2 pseudogenes are annotated in these 1,528 nt (G+C 62.5%); one reads left to right on the top strand and one right to left on the bottom strand.

Features of this window, described 5'->3' with window-relative positions:
* Positions 1-167: 167 nt before the first annotated feature.
* Positions 168-1,147, bottom strand: a pseudogene (locus EN749_RS35570) (IS110 family transposase); the annotation flags it as partial.
* Between the two features lie 246 nt (positions 1,148-1,393).
* On the opposite strand from EN749_RS35570, the pseudogene EN749_RS35565 reads away from it, so the two are divergent.
* Positions 1,394-1,528: pseudogene (locus tag EN749_RS35565) on the top strand (transposase); the annotation flags it as partial.

The raw sequence follows: 1,528 nt of genomic DNA, 5'->3' as shown, positions 1-1,528 counted from the left end.
ACGGCATCCTCGCCTGGGCGGATCAGAACCGCGTCGAATGGCATTACATTGTGCCCGGCAAGCCGATGGATACGGATGTTGTAGAATAGCCCGTTCTTCTCATTCGGCGGCTTTTCCACAGCCTTCGGCCTTTCCGGCCTCGTTCGCCATCGGGAAGTCGCGGCTGCATAGGCAGCTTCCGCCTTCTCGACGCGGGATCGTTCTTCGGCGCTTGGCCGGGATGTTGTAGTCGAAGGCGGTGCCGCGTCTGGCGTGGCTGGTCGGAAGGCCGGCACGCAGCTCGACCGATCTGAACTTGCGGGCAAGCAAGGCCGGCCGGGCCCAGATGTAGTCGGTATCCTTGCTCAGCATGTGCCAGATGATCATTGCAAGCTTGCGCGCGGTGGCGACGGCCGCGATGCAGGCCAAGATAGGCAACGAGCTTCTGTGGATCGCTGAAGCGCCGTATGTCGCCGATTGCCGCGGCAACGCTCGCAGCCACGGTGACGTCGAGGCCGGGCAACGTCATCAGGCGGCGGATTGTCGGATCCTGGAGGGCATGTACGGCGGTATCCGCCTCGACCACCGTCAACGCCTCGTTGACCTGGTTAATCAAGCCGAGGTGGCGCTCGATGGCGGCGCGCTCATCGGCAGGCAATATTTGCCTCGCCAGCCATTTGCGCCCGCTGATCCCGACGAGGTTCCCATGCGGACACGGCGGGATCAGGTGGGCGTGGAGGATTGACTGGATCAGGTTCTTCAGCCGCGAACGCTGGCGAACCAGCTGTGTGCGCCTGGTGACCTGTCTTCGAAGCGCAAGCGTCTCAGGGTCTGGGACCCAGACCTCCGGCAGAAAGCCCGAGGCATAAAGCTTCGCAAGGACAGTGGCGTCGATCATGTCGGTCTTCACCTTCGCGTGCGCGATCATGTGCACCTGCTTGGGATTGGCGATCACGATCCGATCCACATACGGCGACAGCACTTCAGCGACGGCCGCGGCATTGCCGGTCGCCTCGACCACCACATGATCATCGTGGGTGAGTTCCTTCCTGGCGAACTCCTCGAGCTTATCGCGCAGCATTTGAACGCGGCCGAGCTTGACGATCTCGCCATCAAGCAACGACACGACCTCGGCGGCTACGCGGTGTATGTCCCCGATAATACGCACGGTTCCCTCCAACGTTGGTCACGAACAGGGAGCCCAGCGGGCAACACGACAAATACGGATCCGCGCTCGCAGCGCATCCGGGCGAGTCGTAGGGGCGGCCAGATAATGTGCGCGAACTCGCAGTTCATCTGCATACGACGGGCTGCCCGCACTTGCGTGCTCCCGGTGCCCCGTGGTCCGGATGCGCCAAGCTTAACGAAACCTGACGACCGAACAAACGATGGCACCGAGAACAACATGCCGGATAATGGCTCCATCGAGAGCTTCAACGGCCGACTACGCGATGAACTGCTCAACGAGACGCTGTTTACTTCGCTGGCTCAGGCGCGCGTCGCCATCGCCCTGTGGCGCGCCGACTACAACACCGCGCGGCCGCACTCC

Origin of the sequence: Mesorhizobium sp. M7A.F.Ca.ET.027.02.1.1 (genome assembly GCF_004022985.1) — a bacterium.
Lineage (GTDB): Bacteria > Pseudomonadota > Alphaproteobacteria > Rhizobiales > Rhizobiaceae > Mesorhizobium.
This window is presented reverse-complemented; position numbering and strand designations above follow the sequence as displayed.